Origin of the sequence: Sphaerisporangium flaviroseum, from assembly GCF_039537005.1 — a bacterium.
Classification (GTDB): Bacteria; Actinomycetota; Actinomycetes; order Streptosporangiales; family Streptosporangiaceae; genus Sphaerisporangium; species Sphaerisporangium flaviroseum.
In genome coordinates this window covers 336,373-356,575 of record NZ_BAAAZR010000001.1, presented here as the reverse complement: position 1 = coordinate 356,575, position 20,203 = coordinate 336,373, and the positions used below count along the sequence as shown (strand labels likewise).

Here is a 20,203-nt window from a genome sequence, read left to right as displayed (position 1 = left end):
CGCCCGCCGCCCGGGATGCCCCGATCGTCGATCGGCCTTTGCTACTTTCGTCATAACACCCTTTCCGGGCCACCCCCTAGCTTGTGAACATGCGGTTCGTGTTACTCGGCGGAGGGGTGTTCGCGCTCTCACTGCTCGTGGTGCAGGGGCAGGCCGGCGTGCCGTCGGACCTGCCGCTCCCGGTTCTGGTCGTGCTCTCCGCGGCCACGGGCGTGGCCACCTGGTGGGTGCCGCGGTCCTGGTGGCCGCTGGCCGCGGTGGGCGCCGTCGGCTACGCCTGGCTTGTCATGTGGCCGCCGCTGGTGATCTCCTCCTACTACGCGGGACTGACCCTGAGCCGGAGCCGCGGCATCGTCGCCTACCTCGGTGGCTGCCTGATCGTGTGCGGGATCTCCGCCGTCGTGGGCGCGTGCCAGGACGGCCTGCGTGAGGTGATGACCACCAACCCGGGCAACGCCCTGGTAATGGCGCTGGCGATGATCGGGCTGCCGGTGGCGGTGGGCCTTTACGTACGTGCCAAGCGCGAGGTGCTGGCGGCGGCGAGGGAGCGGGCCGAGCGGCTGGAACGCGAGCAGGTCTTGCGGGCCGAGCAGGCCAGGGCACAGGAGCGGGCCAGGATCGCCAGGGAGATGCACGACGTGGTCGCGCACCGGGTCTCGCTGATCGTGCTGCACGCCGGGGCGCTGGAGGTGCGAACGGACGACGACGAGGCGGCCCGAGTAGCCGCGCTGATCGGCGGGATCGGGCGGGAGGCGCTGGCCAACCTGCGCGACGTGCTCGGCGTGCTGCGCTCTCCGCGTTCGCCCGACCGGGAGGGCGCGCTGCGGCCGCCGCCCACGCTGGCCCACCTCGACCGGCTGCTCGACCAGTCCCGCTCCCTGGGCATCACGGTGACCAGGTACGACGAGGGCGAGGTACGTCCGGTGGAGACGACGGTGGAGCGGACCGCGTACCGGGTGGTGCAGGAGGCGCTCACCAACGTGCACAAGCACGCCGGGGACGCGGGGACGGACGTGCGCATCCGCTACGGTCCTGACGTGCTGGAGGTGGAGGTGCGCAACGACGCGCCGGGCGCGCCGCGCGAGGAACTGCCGGGCGCGGGCTGGGGCCTGGTGGGCCTGCGGGAGCGGGTCGAACTGCTCGGCGGCACGCTGCGGACGAGCGCCGAGGACGGCGGCGGCTTCCTGGTGCGCGCGCGGATCCCGGCATGAGCGCGCCGCCGCACGCGAGCGGGACTGGGAGACCTGCGTGATCCGGGTGCTGCTTGTGGACGACGAGGAACTGGTCCGCTCCGGCCTGCGGCTGATCCTGGAGGCCGCCGGCGACATCGTGATCGCCGGCGAGGCTCGCGACGGCGCCGAGGCCGTCTCGGCCGTGCGGCGACTGCGGCCCGAGGTGGTGCTGATGGACGTGCGCATGCCGGGCGTGGACGGCCTCACCGCCGCCGCCCGGCTTCTCGCCCAGCCGGACCCACCCAAGCTCGTCATGCTCACGACGTTCGACCTGGACGAGTACGTGCACGAGGCGCTGCGTCTGGGCGCGGTCGGCTTCCTGCTCAAGGACAGCCCGCCGCGAGAGCTGGCCGCCGCGGTCCGTACGGTGGCCGGCGGACACGCCATGCTCTCCCCGTCGGTCACCAAACGCCTGCTGGCCTCCTACGTGGACCGTACCCCCTCCCGCGCCGACGCCGCGCGCAGGCAGCTCGCCGGGCTCACCGGGCGGGAGGAGGAGGTGATCAGAGCCGTGGCCCGCGGCCTGTCCAACGCCGATATCGGCCGCGAGCTGCGGCTGACGGAGGGCACGGTGAAGTCGCACGTCAGCCGCCTGCTGGCCAAGCTGGGCCTGGCGAACCGGGTCCAGGCCGCCATCCTGGTCCACGACGCCGACCTGGGCTGACCGGCGATCTCCGCGTCGCACGATCCGTTCCAGCACCTCGGGAGACGCTCGGCAACGCGCTGACCCGGTGGCTGGGAGCCACCCTCCGAACGCTCTCCAGCCTGAGCCCCCAAGGGTGTTGCCCCCGCAGGTGCGGGGACCGTGTACAGCAGCGGGTACGGCGTTGCCGTTCGTCCGACCCGTGCTGATAGAGATCATCGCGGCCCGGGATGGAGTGGCCCATCCGGTCCATCAGCTCCCGGATCGACGCCCAGGCGTTCGCGGTGAGGATGTTGCCCGTGTCGCGTCCTGCGCGAAGTCCCTTCACGTGTGAACGGGGACCGGCCCCATCGCGGCGGCGGCCGATTCGTGCCGCGCGGGCTAGGCTCGGGCCATGCCCTTGACCGCGAGCGACGTCGGCCGGTTCGAGGCCTCCAGGGCGCGCCTGGAGGCCATTGCATACCGCCTCCTCGGCTCCGCCGCGGAGGCCGAGGACGCCGTGCAGGAGACGTTCCTGCGCTGGCAGGCCGCAGATGTCGACCGCATCGAGATCCCCGAGGCGTGGTTGACGAAGGTCCTTACCAACCTGTGCCTCAACCAGCTCGCCTCCGCGCGAGCGCGCCGCGAGACCTATGTGGGCCAATGGCTTCCCGAGCCGCTGCTCGCCGGGGACCCGATGCTCGGCCCGGCCGACACCGTCGAGCAGCGTGAATCGGTCTCGTACGCGGTCCTCACCCTCATGGAGCGCCTCTCGCCGAACGAGCGGGCGGTGTACGTGCTGCGGGAGGCCTTTGACTACCCGCACCGGGAGATCGCCGAGATCCTCGACACCACCGAGGCCGCCAGCCAGCAGATCTTCCACCGCGCCAAGAAGCACATCGCGGACGGCAAGGTCCGCACCGAGGTCGACGAGGGCGCCGCCCGGCGGATCGTCGAGGAGTTCCTGGCGGCCGCCACCAGCGGCCGGACCGAGCCGCTCGTGCGCCTGCTCACCGAGGACGCCATCTCGATCGGAGACGGCGGCGGGAAGGTCCCGGCCCGCGCCAAGGCGTTCGTGGGCGCCGTCGCGGTCGCGAAGTTCCTGTGGGGCCTGTTCAAACCCGGCGAGGCCAAGCGCGCCTTGGCCGGCGGCTCGCCCGAGGTCTACGCCTGGACCGCCAACGGCGAGCCCGCCGTCGTGGTCGTGCTGGACGGCCGGGTCGTCGGCGTCATGTGCCTGGAGGTCACCGGCGAGGGCATCGCCGCGGTCCGCAACCAGGTCAACCCCGACAAGCTCGAACGCGCGACCGCGCAGTGGGCGGCCGCCGACCACGGGGAGTCCCTGTTCAACGTCTTCTGAGCGCTATGTGAGGTGCTTCACATCGCGTTCCTGTCAGGAAACGGCGGGCCGCTCGGTTCAAGTGGCGAACCCGCGCATGAAGGAGCAAAGAAGATGCAGCACCGCATCATCGTTCTCGGAGCCGGATACACCGGAGCCATCGCCGCCGGTCGTCTCGCCAGGCGGCTCCACCGCGAGGACGTCGCCATCACCCTCGTCAACGCCGAGCCCGACTTCGTCGAACGCGTCCGCAACCACCAGCTCGCGGTCGGCCAAGACCTCAAGCCCCGGCCGTTCAGAGAGATGTTCGCGGGCACAGGTGTCGAACTGAGGCTCGGGAAGGTCACCGGCGTTGACGTCGATCGTAAGACCGTGGTGGTCGCCGACGCGGACGGCACCGAAGAACTCGCTTATGACACTCTCGTCTACGCCCTCGGCAGCGGCTGGGACGCCCAAGGCGTCCCCGGGACCGCCGAGCACGCCTATGAGATCGCAGGCCGCCCCGGAGCCCTCCGGCTGCGTGAGCGCCTGGCCCGCCTCGACGCCGGGCAGACCGTGGTCGTCGTAGGCGGCGGCCTCACCGGCCTGGAGGCCGCGACCGAGATCGCCGAGACCCGCCCGGACCTCGACGTCGCCCTCGCCGCCCGCGGCGGCCTCGGCGACTGGCTCTCACCCAAGGGCCGTGAGCACCTGTGCAAGGTCTTCGGCAAGCTCGGGATCACCGTGCACGAGCACGCCGCCGTCACCGGAGTCGAAGCCGACCGCGTCGTCACCGCCGACGGCAAGGCCATCCCGGCCGCGGTCACCGTGTGGACCACCGGTTTCGCGGTCCACCCGATCGCGAAGGCGACCACCCTGGAGGTCACCGGAACCGGCCAGATCGTGGTCGACGCGACCATGCGCTCGGTCTCGCACCCGGGCGTGTACGCAATCGGGGACGCGGCCATGGCGATGGGCCCCGGGGACAAGCCGCTGCGGATGTCGTGCGCCTCGGGAACTCCGACCGCGTGGCGGGCCGCCGACGCGATCGCGGCGCGCCTGACCGGCGGGAAGCTCCCGAACGCGCCGATCCGCTACTTCAACCAGTGCATCTCACTGGGCCGCAAGGAGGGTCTGATCCAGTACGTCACCGCCGACGACCGCGCCGTGCGGCCGGTCCTGACCGGTCGGCTCGCCGCCGTCTACAAGGAGCTGATCTGCAAGGGCGCCGCCTGGAGCGTCGGCAACCCGACACTCGGGCTGCCGACCCGGCGCCGCCGCGTCACGCGAGAGCGGGTCGCGGAGGGCTCGGCCGTCAAGGCACCGGCGTAGGCACCCTCGCAACGGGGATGCGCTTCGCTTCCGTCGATGGCGCGGTGCAGGAGATGGTCCGTCAGCGCCGGAATGGTGGCCGAGGGGATACCGACCGTACGTCTCCCGGCTCGCGATTTCGGAGGACTGAGCACCATCTCTCCACCGTCCGGTTCCAGGAGCTGTTCCCGGATACGCGCCGTACGAGATCTCTCCACCGTCCAGTTTCAGGAGCTGTTCCCGGATACGCGCCGTACGAGCCTGCGACCAGGCACCGCTCCCTAGCGGTGCCTTTCGTCTGTGTGGGGGCTAGGACGTCATGGTGATCTTCGGGCAGATGAACCTGTTCGCCGCAGCCACAATGTCGCGCGCCTGGTCCAGGCCTACGCCATTCGTACTGGAGAACTGCTTCAGCGCATTGTCCTCGACTTTGACCCTTGGCATGCCCTCGGCGATGTCGAGGCACAAGCTCTGTCCTCGGCGTACCGCGCGGTCAGGGTTCGAGGCGAATTCGGGGTTCATCTCCCCGAGGATCTTGAGGTAGGCGGTGCGCTGCTCAAGGTTCGGCCCAAGGATGTCCAGGAGGGTGGACGTCGCAGTCGTCGGCGGGACCGACGCCGCAGGCGAAGGCTCCGTCGTCGCATTCGAGGTGACCACGACGCCCGCGGCGAAGCCGGTTAACAGGATGGCGATCCCGGCCACCATCAGGCCGATCCACTTGCCGGAGCTCCTCTGCCGCTCCTGCGGCGGGCGCTGCTGCTCAATGGGTTGCTCCGGTTGTAGCGTCGAGGGGATCATGCCTCGGAACGGTACCTGTACACGTTGATCGTTTCACTCGATCAATCAAGGCGACGACGCTCCGCGCCGCCAAACGTCACCCGCCGCCCCAGGTCGCACCGTCGCACACGTACCGCCCTCACGATCGCCGGCGAGTGGCTGGCCGCCATACCAGACTGGGGGCGATCGAAGATCCGGGACTTCGTTCCTCAGCCCCGGCTCATCGAGCATCGTGTTGAGCTGTGAGTCAGCTCAGGCGGGGAAACGCGCGGAGATCAGTCCGGCGTACACCAGCCTCCGCCACTGGCGGCAAAAGAGATCTCCAGCCAGTACGTCTTTGTAGGCGGATCGCTTCCTAGCTCTGGTGAGGTGTAGTCGCCCGCGAGGCTCAGATACCCCGTGAACTTTCCCAGATCTTTGGAAAAGCACGTCTCGCCTGGCCAAACATCTGAGGACTGCGGGTGTGTTAGCCGCTCCTTGGATCCGTCTCTGAAGAGATGCCATCCTTGCTTTCCGGCCGCGTCTTTGTAGTAATCCACGACAGCATGCGGATTACCGGTAAATCGGTAGCGCCGTCCGACAACCGCGATGTCGTCGTCATCTTCGCAACCCAGAGTTACATACTTGGCAGAGAGAGCAGCCGCGTCCGCCGGGTATCGGTCCACGATCGACTCTTGTTTCGCACGATCTGTCCAAGGACCAGTCGGGTCGTTGACGCAAGAGGACGCCCAGGACGTGACAACAGCACATCCTGTACCCATCATCGCCACCACGGTGAGCAGGGCAAGAGTAACGGCCAGACGTCGCCGCGTGGATCGAGTGGGCCCGTTGCTCACCTCTTGACTTGGCACTTTCAACTCCCTTCATGGGCTGCAGTGTGGTTGGTCACCGTACGGGATGCGGCGCTTCATGACGCTCAATTCCACCAGCGCCGACCCGCCCTCCTCGCGCGTTCGCAACGATCACCAAGGAAGGCAGGGCAGCCGAAGGGTGTAAAGAGGGCCGGACGCTGGGGGGAGTCAGTCCAGGGTTCTGTCCAGCGCGGCCGCCTTGCGCAACAGCACTGAGCGTTCGCGCTGGTTGGCGCACAGCCGGGCGGCCTGCTCCAGTTCGGCGCGTGCCTCCGGTCGCCGGCCGAGGCGGGACAGCAGCTCCCCGCGTACGGTCGGAACCAGATGCGAACCGGGGAGCCGGTCCGAGGCGATCAGCTCGTCCACGATGGCCAGGGCCTGCGCCGGACCCGAGGCCATGGCCACGGCAACGGCCCGGTTGAGCTCGACCACCGGCGAGGGCGCGACCCGGCCGAGCGCCTCGTAGAGCAGCACGATCCGGTCCCAGTCGGTCGCCTCGACCGAGGGCGCCGACGCGTGGACGGCGGCGATCGCGGCCTGCAGGCCGTAGGGGCCGAGGCCACGGGTCGATGCCCTGGCCAGCGCGGCCAGCCCCCGGCGGATCGCCGAGAAGTCCCACAGCCGCCGGTCCTGGTCCTCGAGCAGGATCGGCGTGCCGTCCGGGCCGGTCCGGGCCGGGAAGCGCGCGGCCGTCAGCTCGCACAACGCGAGCAGGCCGTGCGCCTCCCGCTCGTCCGGCTGCAGCGCGACCAGCATGCGTGCCAGCCGGATCGCTTCGTACGCGACGTCGGGGCGCAGCAGCCGGTCGCCCGACGTGGCCGTCGACCCCTCGGTGAAGATCACATAGAGGACGCTGAGCACGCCTCCCAGCCGTTCCCGGCGCTCGCCGGCCGGTGGCAGCTCGAACGGCACCCCGGCCGCCGCGATCGTCTTCTTGCCCCGGGTGATGCGGGCCTGCACGGTCGGCACGGGTACCAGGAACGCGCGGGCGATCTCCTCGCTGGACAGTCCGCCGACCACGCGCAGGGTCAGCGCCACCCGGGCCTCGCGGGAGAGCACCGGGTGGCAGCTGACGAACATCAGCGCCAGGACGTCGTCGTCGATCTTGTCGGGGTCCATTTCTTGGTCGACCGCGGGGTCGGCCGCCAGCAGGGCGTATCGGTCCTGGAGGGCGGTCCGGCGGCGGATCGCGTCGATCGCCCGCCGCCGGGCCGTGGCCATCAGCCAGCCGGCCGGATTGGCCGGAGAGGCACGCGGCCACGACACCAGCGCCTCGGCCACCGCCTCCTGGGCCGCGTCCTCGGCCAGCCCGAAATCGCCGGTGAACCGGGTCAGCGCGGCGACGATCCTGGCCGACTCGATCCGCCAGACGGCCTCGACGTCGGCCGTACCCATCAGATCTGGCCGTTGCTCTCGCTGCCCTGCGGGACCTCGTCGGCCTCGGCCACCCGCCGGACCTCGATCTTAGACCCGCGAACCGCCGGGACCCGCTTGGCCCACTCGACCGCCTCCTGTTTCGTGGCCACATCGAGCATGAAGTAGCCGCCGAACAGTTCCCTGGTCTCGCCGTACGGCCCGTCCGTGACCACCGGCGCCTCGCCGCTGAAGTCGACCACGACGCCCTGGCCCGGATCGTCCAGCCCTTCGGCCGCGACAAGGACCTCGGCCTTCATCAGGTCCTCGATGAACCGGTGGGTGGTGGCCATCATCTCGTCGAGATCAGCCATCATGGCCGCGTTCGTCTCATCGGTGCCCCGCATGATCAGCAGGTATTTCGGCATCGCGTTCTCCTTGTCCTGCGGGGCCGCCCCTCGGCCCTCGCCCCCATACGTCGAACGAGCGGCCCGCTGATCGACACGGCCCCGGAGAATTCTCTCGCCGGCGAAGTCGTACGACAGAGTGGGTGCGCTGTGGTCAACGTGGTACGGAGGCTCCCACACGGCGAGTCTCGAGATGGCCGGGTTCCGGGCCGTGGCCTCCAGCGCCAGGGCGGCGCCGGAGGACCCACCGAAGACCATGGCCGACCCGCCCGCCGCCTCGATGAGGGCGGACAGGTCCTCGATCTCACGCTCAACGGCATACGGCCGGGTGTCGCCGCTTTCGCCGCGGCCACGACGGTCATAGTTGAAAACCGTGAACCATGGGGCCAGGGCGGTCGCTACGCCGTGCAGCGTGGGATGGGTCTTGTCGGTGAACGCGCCGTGCACCAGGACGACCGCCGGACCTGAGCCGGATCGGTCGTACGCGATGGAGGTCCCGTCGGCCGAGGTCACCCTTCCGGTCATCATCTCGTTCATGGCGCGCATTCCTTCAGCCTGCCGGTGCCACCAGGCACAGGGCCTCCCAGTGGTGGCCGTCGAGGTCGGTGAAGCCGCGCTGGTACCGGAAGCCGTCATTCCTCAGATCGCCGACGGGGGCGCCACCCGCCGCGAGGGCCTTGTCGAACAACTCGTCGACCTGAGCGGGGTTCTCGACGCCCATGACCAGGATCACCTGGGTGCTCTTGGTGGCGTCGGCGACATCCGTGCCCGCATACGTGGCGAACGTGGGCTCGGTCAGCAGCATGACCTGCGCGTGTTCATTGATCACCACGGAGGCCATGTCGTCGGCCATGCCGAAGAACGTGAAGCCGAGGTCGGTGAAGAACGTCTTCGACCTGTCCAGGTCTCTGACCGGCAGATTGACGAACAGTACGGGGGACATCGCTGGGCCTTTCCTGGCGGTTGTTCGCGCCGGTCGGTGCGAACACCTTCATTCTGCGGATCCGGGCCCGCCGGGGCTTGGCTCTCGGTGCCAGGCGATTGACTTTCCGTGCCAGGCCCTCAGCCCGGTGGCATGAGGCAGGTGCGGCGGTACTCGGCGGGAGGCAATCCGTACGTGCGCCGGAACAGCCGGCTGAAGTGAGCCGAGTCCGGAAGGGCGTACCTGGACGCGATGACCCCGACGGGTACGTTGTGGAAGGCCGGGTCGGCCAGGTCTTTGCGGCAGCGTTCGAGACGCCGGTGCCGTATCCACGCGGCCACTGTGGTGTCCTGTGTCTCGAACAGTCGGTGCAGGTAACGCAAGGAGACATGGTGCGCGGCCGCGACGGTGCCGGGAGCGAGATCTGGTTCGCCCAGATGCTGCTCGATGAAGGTGTGGATGCGCAGCAGCAGCGTTCGTGACCGTGACTCCTCCGAGAGCGTCTCGGTCTGCTCGACACGCTCGGTGATGGCCATGGTGACCAGGTCCATCACCACTGTGGACAGCCGGGCCGCGTTCGCGGTCTGGTAGGTCTCGAGATCCAGGGCCACCCTGCGAAGCAGGGGGGCCGCGAGGGCGCCGCCCCCGGAATCTGGTGTGATCGGGACCGCGGTGAGCTTCGCGATGGACTCGAAGGGCAGGGCCAGCATCGTACGGGGAAAGCCGAAGATCGCCAGATGCACCGCCGAGTCATAGGCCAGCTCGTACGGCCGGCCGAAGTCGTAGATTGCGAACTCTCCGCGTTTGAGCTGCGTGGACCTGCCGTCTTGCATCAGGGCGGGGCGTCCGGAGATCGCCAGCACCACCCGATAGAGGTCGGGGTTGTCGTGGCGGATCAGACCAGGTGTCCGGTGGACGCTGTGTGGCGTGGAGGTCTGCACCCTGCCGACACCCAATGGGCCGAGATGCCCCGCGCTGATCTCACCCCGTAACGGTGCGTCCCCCTCGATCCGCAAATCGAGAGGACCCAGCGTGTCGCAGACGATGCTTCGCCATTCGTCATATCGGCGCGCGGCGGGCACGTCACGAGTGCGGATCAGGATCCCCATCCTCATTGCCCCCGTTGCGCTTTATGGGTCGAGTCTCTCCCGATTGTCCCGTACCGAGATCTCGAACGCGACGAGCAGGGCTTGGGCCATACGGCGGTCCTCTCGTGAGTGTGTCAGCGCGAGCATCGAGATTTTCGAGGCTGAGGGTCACAAGCATTCACGAGTCTTGGGATCCTCCACTCTCACCGCCACCATGTGCACAACCATTTCGTGAACTGGGAGTTTTCATGACGAAGCGCCTTTACACGGCCGCCGCAGCCGTGCTGATCGTCACGGCGCTGGCGGGCGGCTGCGGCCGCTCCTCTTCGGGGACGGATGCGGCCCAAGGCGCCGCGGCGGCCACGGGCAAGACCGCCCAGGATCTCGTGCCCGCCGACGTGCGCGAGCGGGGCGTGCTCCGGCTGGCGACCGCCGAGGGCTACCCGCCGATGGAGATGTACAAGAAGGGCACCCAGGAGCTGACCGGCGTGGATCCCGATCTCGGCGCGGCCATCGCCGCGAAGCTCGGGCTGAAGTCGACCATCACCAATGCGGCCTTCGACGGGCTCATCCCCGGTCTGCAGAGCGACCGGTGGGACCTCGTGCTGTCCTCCATGAGCGACACCGAGGAGCGCCGGGCCGCCGTCGACTTCGTCGACTACTTCAGCGCGGGCGGGGCCGTCATGGTGAAGAAGGGCAACCCGGAGGGCGTCAAGGACCTCGCCGACCTGTGCGGCCGCACCGTCGTGCTCGCCAAGGGCAGCTCCAACCTGGCCATCGGCGAGAAGCAGAGCGACAAGTGCGACAAGAAGCTGACGATCATGCAGAGCGAGGACGCCCCCACCGGCCTGCTCAGCATCGACTCCGGCCGCGCGGTCGCCACCATCGTCGACTCCCCGGTGGCTGCCATGTACGCCGAGCAGACCGGCAAGTACGAGGTGCTGCCCGGCCAGTACGACGCCGGGCCGTGGGGCATCGCCGTCGACCGGCGCGACACCGCCCTGCGTGACGCGGTGGCGAAGGCCATGCAGGAGCTGATCGCCGACGGCGGCTACAAGAAGATCCTCGACAAGTACGGCGTGGCCGCCAATGCCGTGCCCGAGGCGATGGTGAACACCAAACCGTGGAAGTGACCGAACTGCCCGTGGACGCGGTACGGCCGCCGCGCCCCGGGCGGTGGCTGGCCGCGGCCCTGGCCGGGCTGTTCCTGGTGTGGCTCCTCTACACGATCATCGTCAACCCGAACCTGCACTGGGACGTGATCATCGCCTTCCTCGGCGACGGCAGGATCCTCGGCGGGCTGTGGGTCACCATCCAGCTCACCGTGCTGTCCATGGTGATCGGGCTCGCCCTCGGCGTGCTCACGGCGGTGACGCAGCAGTCGGGCAATCCGGTGCTGCGTGGGGCCGCCGCCCTGTACACGTGGTTCTTCCGCGGCACGCCGCTGCTGGTCCAGCTGATCTTCTGGTTCAATATCGGCCTCGTCTTCCCCACCATCGCGATCGGGGTGCCGTTCGGCGGTCCGAAACTGGTCGAGTGGCAGGCGAACGAGCTGGTCACGCCGTTCACCGCGGCGCTGCTCGGGCTGGCGATCAACGAGGGCGCGTACATGGCGGAGATCGTCAGGGCGGGCATCCGCTCGGTCGACCCCGGCCAGCGGGAGGCGGCCGAGTCCCTCGGCATGTCGCACGGCCAGGTGCTGCGCAGGGTGGTGCTGCCCCAGGCGATGCGGGTGATCGTGCCACCGACCGGCAACCAGTTCATCTCCATGCTGAAGACGACGTCGATGGTGTCGGTGATCGCGGGAGCCGAGCTGCTGACCGTCGCGCAGCGAATCTACCTGGGCAACTTCGAGGTCATCGCGATGCTGGTGGTCGCGTCGATCTGGTACCTGGTGCTCACCACGATCGCGAGCGTCGGGCAGCACTTCATCGAGCGGCGGTTCGAGCGCGGCCACGACAAGCTGCCCGCCAGGGTGCGCCGCAACCTGCGGCCGTTCGCCGGAGGTGAGGTCTAGTGGACCGTCCCATGGTGGAGATCCGCTCGGTGCGCAAGCGCTTCGGCGCACTGGAGGTGCTGAAGGGCGTGAGCCTCGACGTGCCCGAGGGCGGCGTGGTCTGCGTCGTGGGGCCGTCGGGGTCGGGCAAGTCCACCCTGCTGCGCTGTGTCAACCGGCTGGAGACGATCGACGCCGGCCGGATCAGGGTGGGCGGCGAGCTGATCGGGTTCGAGGAGCGCGACGACAGGCTCCACCATCTTCCTCCCGCACGGCTGAACCGGCAGCGCCAGAACATCGGCATGGTCTTCCAGCGGTTCCACCTCTTCCCGCACCGCACGGCGTTGGAGAACGTCATGGAGGGACCGCTGGTCGTCGGCGGCGTTCCCAGGGAGAAGGCTCGGCGGCAGGCCGAGGAACTGCTCGACCGGGTGGGCATGGCCGATCGGGCCGGCCACTACCCGGCGCAGCTCTCCGGCGGCCAGCAGCAGCGGGTCGCGATCGCCCGCAGCCTGGCGATGCGCCCCAAGGTGATGTTGTTCGACGAACCGACCAGCGCGCTCGACCCCGAGCTGGTGCAGGAGGTGCTGGCGGTGATGCGCGACCTGGCGGTCAGCGGGATGACCATGATGGTGGTGACGCACGAGATGGGCTTCGCCCGCGAGGCGGGCGACCACCTGGTCTTCATCGACGACGGCGTGATCGTCGAGCAGGGCGACCCGCGTGAGGTGCTGGCGAACCCCCGCAACGAGCGCTTCCGCGCCTTCCTTGGACAGGTGCTGTGAGGTTCGACCTGCTGGTCCGAGGCGGGCTCCTGGTCGACGGCACGGGGGCGCCGCCGCGGACCGCGGACGTGGGCGTGGCCGGGGGGCGGCTCGCCGTACTGCCCGCCGACTCGGGCGCGGACGCCCGCGAAACCCTGGACGCGGCCGGGCTGGCCGTCGCCCCCGGGTTCATCGACGTGCACACCCACTCCGACGGGATCGCGCTGCTCGGCGGCGACCGGGAGCTGGTGCGGGCACCGGTGTTGGCCGGGGTGACGACCGAGATCTGCGGCAACTGCGGCTCCGGACTGTTCTCAGCGCTGCCCGAACGGGTGCCGGAGCTGCGGGCCGAGGCGTCCGTCGGGTTCGGCGGCGACGTCGGCTTCTGGGAGGACTTCGCCGGGTTCGCCGCGGCGCACGCCGCCGTGCCGCGCGCCAACCACATCGCCTCCCTGGTGGGGCACGGCACCCTGCGCGCCGGGGTGCTGGGGCCCGTGGACCGTACCGCGACACCCGCCGAGCTGGCGATGATGTGCTCGCTGCTCGACCGGTCGCTCGCTCAGGGAGCCGCCGGCCTGTCTACCGGGCTGATCTACACGCCCGGCACCTACGCGGACACCGACGAGGTGGTCGCGCTGGCCGAGGTCGCGGCCCGGCACGGCAAGCCGTACGTCACCCACCTGCGCGACGAGATGTCGCGGGTGGAGGAGGCGCTGGAGGAGGCCGTGGAGATCGCCCGCCGGAGTGGCGCGGCCCTGCACGTCTCACACCACAAGACCGCCGGCAAGTACGCCTGGGGCCGCACCGAGCGGACCCTGCCCAGGCTGGCCCGGCTGCGCGCCGAGGGCTTCGACGTGACCTGCGACGTCTATCCCTACACGGCGGCCAGCACGCACCTGTCCGCGATGATGCCGCCCTGGGCGTCCAACGGCGGCACCGCCGCGCTCACCGCGCGGCTGACCGACCCCGGGCAGCGCGACCGGATGCGGGCCGCGATCTCCGAGGGCGTGCCCGGCTGGGAGAACACCGTGGGAAACGGCGGCTGGGACCGTATCGCCATCGCCCGCGCCCCCCGCCATCCGCACACCGAGGGCCGTACGGTCGCCGAGCTGGCCACCGCGCACGGCCGCGACCCCTTCGACGTGGCCGCCGACCTGCTGCTGGCCGAGCGCGGCGAAGTCATGATCATCAGTCACTCTATGGTGGAAGACGACGTGCGCCGGGTGCTGGCCGCGCCGTACACGATGATCGGCTCGGACGGCGTGCCGAAGCCGGGCGGGCGCCCCCATCCCCGCTGGGCGGGCACGTTCCCTCGCGTGCTCGGCCGCTACACCAGGGACCTCGGGATCCTCGACCTGGCGACGGCGGTACGGAAGATGACGGGGCTGGCGGCGCAGCGGTTCGGGCTGGCCGGGCGCGGGATGATCGTGAACGGGGCGCACGCCGACCTGGTGGTGTTCGACCCGGCCACGGTGGGCGACGGCGCGACCTTCGCCGAGCCGCTGCTGCCGCCGAAGGGCGTGCACACCGTGGTGGTGGCCGGCCGGGTCGTGGTACGGGAGGGTGAGGAGACGGCCGCGCGGCCGGGAACGGTGCTGACGCCATGATGATCGCAGTCTCGGTGCCCGGTGAGATCGCGGTCAGCGACGACGCCGAGCTGCCGCTCGCCAGCGTCGGCAAGCTGCCGCTGCTGGCGACGGTGGCACGGGCGATCTGCGCGGGCACGCTGGACCCCGCCGAGCCGGTCGAGCTGCGCGACGAGGACTACGCGGGTGGGTCGGGGCTGCTGCGAGCCCTGTCGGGACGCCGGTGGCCGGTCGCCGACCTGGCCGTGCTGACCGCCGCGGTGAGCGACAACATCGCCACCAACGCACTCCTGCGCCGCGTCGGCCTCGACCGGGTCGCCGAGGAGTCGCGGGCGCTGGGTCTGCACCGTACCCGCGTCCTGGACCGTATCCGCGAGCCACGCCTGCCGTCGGACCCGCCCGCCTTCGCCGTCGGTACGGCCGGCGAACTGGCCAGGTTCGCCGCCGCGCTCGACGGGCGGGCGGAGTGGACCCGGCTGATGCTCGACTGGCTGGCGCACAACACCGACCGCACCCTGGTCCCTGCCCTCCTGCCGCACGACCCCGAGGACCGCCGGATCGCGGCGACGGCTCCGCCCGGCACGGTATGGGTGGCCAACAAGACGGGCACCGACGACGGCGTGCGCGCCGACGTGGGCGTGATGGTCGGCGACCGGCGCATCGGCTACGCCGTCCTCGCGTCCGGCCCGCCCGGAAGCGACCACGAGCTGGTCACCCGCGTCCGCGAGGCCGGCCTCGGCATCGGCCGCCTCGTCGGAGCCGCCCCGGCCGGGCCCCGCGGACAGGCCTCCGGCGAGTAGCGGGCTCCCTGGTGGTACCGCCCATGGCGGGAGCACGCAGGGCGCGGCCTCAGCCGGTGGCGCTGCGCAGGCGGCCGGCGGCGTCGAGGAGGTAGTCGAGGAACGACCGCAGGGCCGGGTTCGGGTTGGTCGGCCGTACGGCGGCGCCGATCCGGCGGTACAGGCGGGGCCCCTCCACCCGGCACACCTGCACGCCGGTGGCCCCGTGGGCGCCGAGGCTCGGCACCAGGGCGACGCCGAGCCCCGCCCTGACGAGGCCGAGGGTCACCTCGTAGTGGTCGCTGCGGCAACGGATCCGCGGGCTGAACCCCTCCAGCACGCTGGCCCGTTCCAGCACCGAGACGGGCGTGTCGGTGCCATAGGTGGTGATCCACGGCTCATCGGCCAGGTCTGCGAGCCGTACCCTGGCGGTCCGGCCGGCGGGGTGCCCTAGGGGCAGCACCAGGAGCTGTGGCTCCTCCAGCAGGGAGGTGATCTCCACGCCCTCTGGAGGCCGCCACGGATCCAGGGCGTGCTCGAACACCACGAGGACGTCGAGGGCGCCGCGTTCCAGGTCGGGCATCAGCTCGTGCGGCTGCCCCTCCACCAGGTCGAGGTCGACGGCGGGGTAGCGGGCCGCGAACGTCGACAGCGCCAGCGGCAGCAGCCGGTAGCCCGACGAAGCGAAGAAGCCGATCCTGAGCTGACCGGCGTCGGCCCTGGCCTGGGCCAGCAGGTCCTTCTCCGCGGCTTCGATGAGGTCGAGCACCTCCTGCGCCCTGGTGGCGAGCCGCCGGCCGGCCGCGGTGAGCCGCAGGCTCTGCGCCCCCCGCTCGACCAGCCCCACCCCGGCCTCCTCCTCCAGCCGGGACAGCTGGTGGGAGACGGCGGACGGCGAGAGCCGCAACGTCCGTGCGGCCCCCGCGATGCTCCCCGTCCTGAAGACCTCCCTGAGCACCCGCAGGCGGTGACTGCTCAACACACCACAAGTATCCCGTCCGACAGCTGAAAATCTCTTTCGGGATGACCGGAACGTCAGGGCGGGGTTCAGGCGACCGCCGTCGACCTGCTGGTCTCTTCCCAGGCATGGTTTCCCGACCTGGGTTTCGCGTTTCGTCCGCCGTACGCGGAGCCCGTGGCGGATGCGACCAGGGATCAGGACAGGGTGTCCTTGATCGCGATCTGGCCGTTGATGATCACGAACTTCTGGTTGGTGTTGTTGCCGCCGCACTGCCACAGGTACACCTGGATGCCGTTCCCGCGGCCGTTGGTGGCGTCCAGGCATAGGCGGTTGCCTGAGTTGAGGGTGGACTTGAGGATGATCGAGCCTCGCTGGATGACCCAGCGCTGGTTGGCGTTACCCAGGCACTGCCACTGGTAGACCCGGGTGCCGTTGGTACGGCCGTTGGAGGAGTCCAGGCACATCACCTGGCTCTTGCCGATGGTGTCCTCCACCTTGATGAGGCCATCCTCGATGACGAACCTCTGGTTGGTGTTGTTGCTGTCGCACTGCCATTGGTACATCAGGGTGCCGTTGCCACGGTTGTTGCTGACGTCGACGCACATTGGAGGCCAGGCCAGGGTGCGACCGGCGGGCTGATGAGTAGAGGCGGTGGCGGGCACGGTGGTTACCGCACCCACCGCGGCGGAGATGACAGCGACGGCTAGCAGACGGCGAGCAAGCATGATTGGCCCCCAAGAGAGTTGATCAGGACTCGACTACCATGCCATGACGCACAGTCCTTGATCAATTACTCTGCGTGCGAGCCCTCCGTGTGTCTGAACGTGATGCCGACGGGTGTTCTCCGATGCCGCGTCGACGCATGGCCGATCGCTGTTGCTAGCTTGTGGCCCATAGGCGGATCGCGAGCCCGAGTCCGGCGATTGCCACGATGATGCGAAGTCCGTGTGCGGGTATGTGCCTGGCGAGAGACGGGCCGATCATGCTTCCGGCCAGCATTCCGACGGCCATCGGCGCTGTGGCTGCCCAGTCGACCGGCCAGAACATGATGTACACGACGCCACAGGTCACGTCGGCGACTCCGAGGAGCATGTTCTTGAGCGCGTTGGATCGCGTGATGTGCTGCCCGGTAGTGATCATCAGCACGGTGAGGATCGCGATGCCCGAGCCTGCGCCCCAGTAACCGTTGTAGGCCGATGCTATGGCCAGTCCGCCGGGTAGGAGGAGTCGGCTCCCGCCGGAGGGACGGCCTGCGAGCCACGCGGAGATCCTCGGCTGGAGCAGTAGGGCGATCGCGGCGAAGGCGAGCAGGAATGGCACGATCCGGTCGAAGATCGTGGCGGGCGTGAAGATCAGCAACGTGGCGCCGACGGCACTGCCCGCCGCGGTGAGCGGCGCCCAGCGCCGCAACCATGGTGCCTGTCCGGACAGTTCGGGCCGGGACCCGAGGGCGGAGCCCGGCCAAGCCGCCACGAAGGCAATGGAGTTGGTCACAGTCGCCGGCAGTGGCGGGATCCCGACTGCCAGCAGTGCCGGGTAGGAGATGAGTGAGGCGGTACCGCCGGCCGATCCTACGATCGCTGCGGCTGCGCCGGCCCCTAGCAGCAGGACGGTTTGGGAACCTGTCATGTGGCCCCTGTCTGCGATGACGGCCTTTCGATGTCTGACCACCAATCGCAGCTGCCGACGGCGTGTGAGCCGGGTGGAGCGGCGCTCACCACGATGTCGCCGGTTTCGGCGAAATCAGGCAAGACGTGAACCGTGGTGCGCTTTCAGGGTAACCGAGCATGCATCCTCCCTACTCAGGCGAGAGCGGTACACCTCTCGTGAGCAGGACGTTCTGGGCTCCCTCAGCCGGACGCCGCTTTTCCGATCAGGGAAAGCGGCGTCCGTGCCATTGGCGCACCGGAACCAGCAGCCCGGCTGTGAACGCGAGCGAAATCGTCAGCCGGTCACGGGCATGTTTCGTCTCACCGGTTTCGGAATGGGCGCCAGCGGGATCTGGTGGTCGTCGTTCCCACGGTGCCAGGGAAGTACAGGTCGTCCGTGGTCGCCGCCCCAGTTGTGCCAGGGGAACACAGGACGTCCGTGGTCGCCGTGCCCATGGTGCCGGGAGAACACAGGTCGTCCGTGGTCGCCGCCCCAGTTGTGCCAGGGGAACACAGGACGTCCGTGGTCGCCGTACCCATGGAGCCAGGGGATCACAGGTCGTCCATGGTGACCGTCCTCATGGAGTTGTTCCCGTCCCGACCTGGGCCTGGTAGGTGCCGGCCTGGTCCCGACCTGCCCCTCGGGCGCAGCCTGGGCACCCTCAGCACGAGGCGCCGCAGGCCTCACGGTCGGGGTCACCGTGGGGGTCCTGGTGGGGGTGGCCGTGGGTGTCACTGTCGGGGTCACGGTGGGGGTGACCGTGGGTGTGACGGTCGGGGTCACGGTGGGCGTCACGGTGGGGGTGACCGTGGGCGTCACCGTCGGGGTCACGGTCGGTGTGACCGTAGGTGTCACCGTCGGGGTCACGGTCGGTGTGACCGTGGGCGTCACCGTCGGGGTCACGGTCGGTGTGACCGTGGGCGTCACCGTCGGGGTCACGGTCGGTGTGACCGTGGGCGTCACCGTCGGGGTCACGGTCGGTGTGACCGTAGGTGTCACTGTCGGTGTCACGGTGGGTGTGACGGTGGGGGTCACTGTGGGCGTTACGGTCGGGGTGACCGTGGGGGTAACGGTGGGTGTCACCGTGGGCGTTACGGTCGGGGTGACCGTGGGGGTAACCGTGGGCGTCACGGTCGGGGTTACGCATTCTGAGACCGTGATGTTGTTAGTGTCGAGGCTGACCTGACCATTGCGGGCGAGTACTCGGCCGAAGACGGTGGCGCCTGTCGTCACCGAAATCGAGGTCAGGGCAAGGATGTTGCCCACGAAGTGAGAGTTCGTCCCGAGCGTCGCCGAGCTGCCCACCTGCCAGAAGACGTTGCACGCTTGAGCACCGCCGATGAGGTTCACATTGCTGGCTGATCCAGTGATGAGTGTTGAGGCGATCTGGAAGATGAAGACGGCGCTGGGATCGCCCTGAGCGTCAAGGGTGAGCGTGCCGGTCAGCCGGAGTTCAGATGTGGACGCGTAAAGGCCTGGGGTGAGCGTCCGGCCGACGAGGTCGCCCGAAACGCTGGTGGCCGGGGTTCGGCCGGCGGCGTCGTTGTAAGCGATGGTCAGGTCGGATTGCGCCTGAAGCGCTTCCGCATCGGCCCTGTGCTGCGCCCCGATCACTATGCCGGGAGGAAACCCGGTCACCGCGCTACCCGGGCTCACACCCAGGTCCCCAGTGACGACGCTGGGACCGGTGTTGGTGACCGTGGTCCCAGCCAGAACGGCGAAACTGCCGGCAGTTCCGAGATTCACCGGAGCTTCCTGCGCGGCGCTCCGGCTGGATTGCACGACAACGAGCACGCCTACGACCGGGATAAGCACCAAACCCACCACCAGCCGGAAAGATTCGGCCAACCTGGGCAGGGTGCGCGTGAAGTTAACTCTCATTTAGCGGATCATTCTCCCGAAGAAGGACATCGGATACACCCGTGTGTCACGTCCGTAGCAGGCGAAGACGTCCAACCGCGCGAGTCACCGACCCATCGGAAATACCGCATGGAGCGACTAGTGATTCGTGGAGCGTGAGAGTCCTCCCATGAAGCCGCACGCTACCCGGAGACATGAGCAATAGTGGATACTGGTGGTTAAATGGCAAATAAATACAGATCAATTATCGATTCTAGTCAGCATTTCGGGTAACGCTGGTGATTTCTGGCGTTTGGTCATCTCCGGTGGTTACGGCGACAGGCATGGACATACCGGTGAGAACGAACGGCGTCCAGACTGCCGGGCACGGTGCTATGCCGGAAACGGTCTATTGCGTCGCTGCCGAACGGTCCGCTCGTAAGTGGGGTCCAGGATCTGCTGGTGATCGCTGACCTGCTGGACTGCCCCGATCCGGCGGAACTCGCCGCTTTCTACCAGGCGATCCTCAGCGGCACCCTCAACCGGCGGGATCGACGGTGGGCACGCAGCGACGACTGGGCCACATTGCACACATCGTCCGGTTTCGTCCTGGCCTTCCAGCGGGTACCGGATGACAGATCCAGCGCCCTCGCTGAAGGAAGTATCGACGGTGACGCGCAGGTGGCGCTCTGACTTCCGGCGACCGTCCCCATCGTCGATCTCGAGGAGCGCCTCGTCGATGGGTTC

The 20,203-nt window shown here is 69.1% G+C and carries 20 protein-coding genes and 2 pseudogenes; 11 read left to right on the top strand and 11 right to left on the bottom strand.

What is annotated here, in order from left to right; translation table 11 throughout:
* The first annotated feature begins 89 nt into the window (after positions 1-89).
* The 4 genes from ABD810_RS01745 (at position 90) to ABD810_RS01730 (ending at position 4,504) form a co-directional block, all read left to right on the top strand.
* Positions 90-1,211, top strand: a complete 1,122-nt coding sequence (locus ABD810_RS01745; RefSeq protein ID WP_344933321.1) for a sensor histidine kinase — start codon at positions 90-92, stop codon at positions 1,209-1,211.
* 37 nt (positions 1,212-1,248) lie between these two features.
* Positions 1,249-1,896, top strand: a complete 648-nt coding sequence (locus ABD810_RS01740) for a response regulator (protein WP_344933318.1) — start codon at positions 1,249-1,251, stop codon at positions 1,894-1,896.
* Positions 1,897-2,269: 373 nt separating this feature from the next.
* A complete protein-coding gene (locus ABD810_RS01735; RefSeq protein WP_344933316.1) occupies positions 2,270-3,214 on the top strand; it encodes an RNA polymerase sigma-70 factor in 945 nt (314 codons plus the stop codon).
* Positions 3,215-3,307: 93 nt separating this feature from the next.
* Complete coding sequence (locus ABD810_RS01730; RefSeq protein ID WP_344933314.1) at positions 3,308-4,504, top strand: NAD(P)/FAD-dependent oxidoreductase; 1,197 nt, start codon at positions 3,308-3,310, stop codon at positions 4,502-4,504.
* A 288-nt stretch (positions 4,505-4,792) separates the two neighbouring features.
* Here ABD810_RS01730 and ABD810_RS01725 read toward each other — a convergent pair whose 3' ends face one another.
* The 7 genes and pseudogenes from ABD810_RS01725 to ABD810_RS01695 all read right to left on the bottom strand — a co-directional run bounded on the left by ABD810_RS01725 (position 4,793) and on the right by ABD810_RS01695 (position 9,908).
* On the bottom strand, positions 4,793-5,281 hold the full coding sequence (locus ABD810_RS01725) for a DUF732 domain-containing protein (RefSeq protein ID WP_344933312.1): 489 nt from the start codon (positions 5,279-5,281) through the stop codon (positions 4,793-4,795).
* Between the two features lie 254 nt (positions 5,282-5,535).
* Positions 5,536-5,925, bottom strand: coding sequence for a hypothetical protein (locus tag ABD810_RS01720; protein ID WP_344933310.1), 390 nt, complete (start codon positions 5,923-5,925; stop codon positions 5,536-5,538).
* A gap of 354 nt (positions 5,926-6,279) precedes the next feature.
* A complete protein-coding gene (locus tag ABD810_RS01715; protein ID WP_344933307.1) occupies positions 6,280-7,506 on the bottom strand; it encodes an RNA polymerase sigma factor in 1,227 nt (408 codons plus the stop codon).
* Complete coding sequence (locus ABD810_RS01710) at positions 7,506-7,892, bottom strand: YciI family protein (RefSeq protein WP_344935360.1); 387 nt, start codon at positions 7,890-7,892, stop codon at positions 7,506-7,508. Before ABD810_RS01710 ends, ABD810_RS01715 begins: the two co-directional genes overlap by 1 nt.
* An 81-nt stretch (positions 7,893-7,973) precedes the next feature.
* Positions 7,974-8,396: pseudogene (locus ABD810_RS01705) on the bottom strand (alpha/beta fold hydrolase); the annotation flags it as partial.
* A 25-nt stretch (positions 8,397-8,421) separates the two neighbouring features.
* Positions 8,422-8,814 (bottom strand): VOC family protein, encoded by a 393-nt coding sequence (locus ABD810_RS01700; protein ID WP_344933304.1) that lies wholly within the window; start codon positions 8,812-8,814, stop codon positions 8,422-8,424.
* Between the two features lie 119 nt (positions 8,815-8,933).
* Complete coding sequence (locus ABD810_RS01695; protein WP_344933302.1) at positions 8,934-9,908, bottom strand: AraC-like ligand-binding domain-containing protein; 975 nt, start codon at positions 9,906-9,908, stop codon at positions 8,934-8,936.
* Between the two features lie 221 nt (positions 9,909-10,129).
* Between ABD810_RS01695 and ABD810_RS01690 the strand changes: the two genes are divergently transcribed.
* Genes ABD810_RS01690 through ABD810_RS01670 form a run of 5 tightly spaced genes read left to right on the top strand, consistent with a single transcriptional unit; the run spans position 10,130 to position 15,027 of the window.
* Positions 10,130-11,014, top strand: coding sequence for an ABC transporter substrate-binding protein (locus ABD810_RS01690; RefSeq protein WP_344933300.1), 885 nt, complete (start codon positions 10,130-10,132; stop codon positions 11,012-11,014).
* Entirely contained in the window at positions 11,005-11,898 is an 894-nt protein-coding gene (locus ABD810_RS01685) for an amino acid ABC transporter permease (protein WP_344933298.1), read from the top strand. Before ABD810_RS01690 ends, ABD810_RS01685 begins: the two co-directional genes overlap by 10 nt.
* Positions 11,899-11,909: 11 nt before the next feature.
* A complete protein-coding gene (locus ABD810_RS01680; RefSeq protein ID WP_344935358.1) occupies positions 11,910-12,662 on the top strand; it encodes an amino acid ABC transporter ATP-binding protein in 753 nt (250 codons plus the stop codon).
* The gene (locus ABD810_RS01675; protein WP_344933296.1) at positions 12,659-14,248 is read left to right on the top strand and encodes an N-acyl-D-amino-acid deacylase family protein; all 1,590 of its coding nucleotides are present in this window, start codon (positions 12,659-12,661) and stop codon (positions 14,246-14,248) included. Before ABD810_RS01680 ends, ABD810_RS01675 begins: the two co-directional genes overlap by 4 nt.
* Positions 14,245-15,027, top strand: coding sequence for a serine hydrolase (locus tag ABD810_RS01670; RefSeq protein ID WP_344933294.1), 783 nt, complete (start codon positions 14,245-14,247; stop codon positions 15,025-15,027). Before ABD810_RS01675 ends, ABD810_RS01670 begins: the two co-directional genes overlap by 4 nt.
* 49 nt (positions 15,028-15,076) lie before the next feature.
* Here ABD810_RS01670 and ABD810_RS01665 read toward each other — a convergent pair whose 3' ends face one another.
* The 3 genes from ABD810_RS01665 to ABD810_RS01655 all read right to left on the bottom strand — a co-directional run bounded on the left by ABD810_RS01665 (position 15,077) and on the right by ABD810_RS01655 (position 17,596).
* Positions 15,077-15,988 (bottom strand): LysR family transcriptional regulator, encoded by a 912-nt coding sequence (locus tag ABD810_RS01665; RefSeq protein WP_344933291.1) that lies wholly within the window; start codon positions 15,986-15,988, stop codon positions 15,077-15,079.
* A 173-nt stretch (positions 15,989-16,161) separates the two neighbouring features.
* Positions 16,162-16,692, bottom strand: coding sequence for an RICIN domain-containing protein (locus tag ABD810_RS01660; protein ID WP_344933289.1), 531 nt, complete (start codon positions 16,690-16,692; stop codon positions 16,162-16,164).
* Between the two features lie 154 nt (positions 16,693-16,846).
* Complete coding sequence (locus ABD810_RS01655) at positions 16,847-17,596, bottom strand: sulfite exporter TauE/SafE family protein (protein ID WP_344933287.1); 750 nt, start codon at positions 17,594-17,596, stop codon at positions 16,847-16,849.
* Positions 17,597-18,341: 745 nt separating this feature from the next.
* Between ABD810_RS01655 and ABD810_RS01650 the strand changes: the two genes are divergently transcribed.
* Positions 18,342-18,803, top strand: coding sequence for a hypothetical protein (locus ABD810_RS01650; RefSeq protein ID WP_344933286.1), 462 nt, complete (start codon positions 18,342-18,344; stop codon positions 18,801-18,803).
* Between the two features lie 29 nt (positions 18,804-18,832).
* On the opposite strand, the pseudogene ABD810_RS40905 reads toward ABD810_RS01650, so the two are convergent.
* Positions 18,833-19,498 (bottom strand): annotated as a pseudogene (locus tag ABD810_RS40905) (ice-binding family protein); the annotation flags it as partial.
* 420 nt (positions 19,499-19,918) lie between these two features.
* Between ABD810_RS40905 and ABD810_RS01645 the strand changes: the two are divergent.
* Entirely contained in the window at positions 19,919-20,149 is a 231-nt protein-coding gene (locus tag ABD810_RS01645; protein WP_344933285.1) for a VOC family protein, read from the top strand.
* The last annotated feature ends 54 nt before the right edge of the window (positions 20,150-20,203 follow it).

What these genes read in the sequence shown, in the direction of transcription:
- ABD810_RS01700 (WP_344933304.1), bottom strand. Translation starts at nt 8,814, where the DNA reads ATGTCCCCCGTACTGTTCGTCAATCTGCCGGTCAGAGACCTGGACAGG.
- ABD810_RS01680 (WP_344935358.1), top strand. Translation starts at nt 11,910, where the DNA reads ATGGTGGAGATCCGCTCGGTGCGCAAGCGCTTCGGCGCACTGGAGGTG.
- ABD810_RS01695 (WP_344933302.1), bottom strand. Translation starts at nt 9,908, where the DNA reads ATGAGGATGGGGATCCTGATCCGCACTCGTGACGTGCCCGCCGCGCGC.
- ABD810_RS01690 (WP_344933300.1), top strand. Translation starts at nt 10,130, where the DNA reads ATGACGAAGCGCCTTTACACGGCCGCCGCAGCCGTGCTGATCGTCACG.
- ABD810_RS01715 (WP_344933307.1), bottom strand. Translation starts at nt 7,506, where the DNA reads ATGGGTACGGCCGACGTCGAGGCCGTCTGGCGGATCGAGTCGGCCAGG.
- ABD810_RS01745 (WP_344933321.1), top strand. Translation starts at nt 90, where the DNA reads ATGCGGTTCGTGTTACTCGGCGGAGGGGTGTTCGCGCTCTCACTGCTC.
- ABD810_RS01710 (WP_344935360.1), bottom strand. Translation starts at nt 7,892, where the DNA reads ATGCCGAAATACCTGCTGATCATGCGGGGCACCGATGAGACGAACGCG.
- ABD810_RS01670 (WP_344933294.1), top strand. Translation starts at nt 14,245, where the DNA reads ATGATGATCGCAGTCTCGGTGCCCGGTGAGATCGCGGTCAGCGACGAC.
- ABD810_RS01655 (WP_344933287.1), bottom strand. Translation starts at nt 17,596, where the DNA reads ATGACAGGTTCCCAAACCGTCCTGCTGCTAGGGGCCGGCGCAGCCGCA.
- ABD810_RS01660 (WP_344933289.1), bottom strand. Translation starts at nt 16,692, where the DNA reads ATGCTTGCTCGCCGTCTGCTAGCCGTCGCTGTCATCTCCGCCGCGGTG.
- ABD810_RS01735 (WP_344933316.1), top strand. Translation starts at nt 2,270, where the DNA reads ATGCCCTTGACCGCGAGCGACGTCGGCCGGTTCGAGGCCTCCAGGGCG.
- ABD810_RS01730 (WP_344933314.1), top strand. Translation starts at nt 3,308, where the DNA reads ATGCAGCACCGCATCATCGTTCTCGGAGCCGGATACACCGGAGCCATC.
- ABD810_RS01725 (WP_344933312.1), bottom strand. Translation starts at nt 5,281, where the DNA reads ATGATCCCCTCGACGCTACAACCGGAGCAACCCATTGAGCAGCAGCGC.